The following is a 1,472-nucleotide window of genomic DNA, read 5'->3' as shown; positions in this document are numbered from 1 at the left end:
TAGCGATAAATAATGTTAGAAACAAGCTAATTGCAAGAGCATTTGCAGTCATAAAAAGAGGAACACCTTATGTTGTTCTTCAAAATCATGTAGCATAAAAAAAATAGTAAATTTTATTAGGATTTGATCTTGGAATACGTACAAACTTAGTTGCGTTGTTTAAGCACTAAAGTTAATAATTAATTACAGACCAAGAAAATCAGCGAGTCCCGAGACTTTGGGATTCGCAAGTAAGCAAAAAGCAAGCAATTAATTTTGTACGGTGTTGGCAAACGTTTTATTTTTCAAAGTACAACCTTTTTTTTCCGTCAATAAAGTTAGTTAGAATAAGAGTTTCCGAATTATTATTTGATCCAATTTGAACAATATATTTATTTCCATTAAAAACAATAATATTAGTCTTTGGTTCTTGATTTAGATCTGGATTGAAGTAAACTTCATATTTCAATTCAAAATCATAATTTCCTTCATTATCAAATTCAGAATTACCTACTATAATTACTTCATTATTTTCACTAAAATGATAACTAACATTCTCGTAATTTTGATATTCATAATAAATGTTATTGTTATTTGATATTAATCTAGACGATTGTTTTAGTTTCCATTCTCCTATTATTTGTTTTTCAGCTGATATATTAATTTCGTCTTGGCTACAAGAAAAAAAAGTAAAAAACAGAAATAGTAATAAAATTGTTTTATACATAAGTTGGGATTTTATTAAGTTAAAATAATTTTCAATTTTCGTAAAATTTAAATTAAAATGTTTATTTAGAGTTATGTAAAATTTATTTATTTGATTCAATTTTAAGAATTATTATTTTTTTATTTACTCGAATAATTTTCGGATTCTCATCTGTTAATGTTTGCCAACGTTGTTGTACAAGGTTAGTTGCGTTGGTTAAGCAATAAAGTTAATAAATAATTACTGACAAAGAAAATCCGCGAGGATTTTCGCAAGTAAGCAAAAAGCAAGCAATTAATTTTGTACGGTGTTGGCAACTGTTTTTTTATTCGTAAAGTTCATTAATTTCAATATTTTCTTTTTGTTTTAAATGTTCAGAAACGAATTTACTATAGCAAACTAAATTTCCGCTAACTAAACAGCCAAGGTCAAAATGTTCAATATTATATTTCCTTAAATTTTTACCCAAATTTCCTGTTCCTGCAATTCCTCCTGAAAAATGCTTTAATTCATTATTTTTTAAGTCTTCTTTATATTTTTTTTCCATTTCTTCACAACTCAATTTTCCATATTCAGTTAGAACTTTTTCATAACGATAATTAGAATAATTAGTTATTGTCAAACTTATTGTTAATATTAAAAAAAGAATATGTAAGCTTCCCTTAAATTCGATCCATTCAAAAATAGAATTTTTATTCATTTAATCTGTATTCAATTGGTGATTTATTTTTAAGTGATTTATGTGGTCTATTGTAATTGTAATCGTTTATCCACTCTTGACTTATAT

Annotated in this window: 3 protein-coding genes; all 3 read right to left on the bottom strand. The window is 25.3% G+C overall.

Going from position 1 to position 1,472, the window contains the following annotated elements; translation table 11 throughout:
* Window positions 1-277 precede the first annotated feature (277 nt).
* A complete protein-coding gene (locus tag IU405_RS11580) occupies window positions 278-706 on the bottom strand; it encodes a hypothetical protein (RefSeq protein ID WP_197438774.1) in 429 nt (142 codons plus the stop codon).
* A gap of 304 nt (window positions 707-1,010) precedes the next feature.
* Window positions 1,011-1,385, bottom strand: a complete 375-nt coding sequence (locus tag IU405_RS11575; RefSeq protein WP_197438773.1) for a hypothetical protein — start codon at window positions 1,383-1,385, stop codon at window positions 1,011-1,013.
* The gene (locus IU405_RS15925; RefSeq protein WP_410896734.1) at window positions 1,378-1,470 is read right to left on the bottom strand and encodes an integrase core domain-containing protein; all 93 of its coding nucleotides are present in this window, start codon (window positions 1,468-1,470) and stop codon (window positions 1,378-1,380) included. Before IU405_RS15925 ends, IU405_RS11575 begins: the two co-directional genes overlap by 8 nt.
* Between the last annotated feature and the right edge of the window lie 2 nt (window positions 1,471-1,472).

Origin of the sequence: Polaribacter sp. BAL334, from assembly GCF_015767435.1 — a bacterium.
GTDB lineage: Bacteria > Bacteroidota > Bacteroidia > Flavobacteriales > Flavobacteriaceae > Polaribacter.
This window is presented reverse-complemented; position numbering and strand designations above follow the sequence as displayed.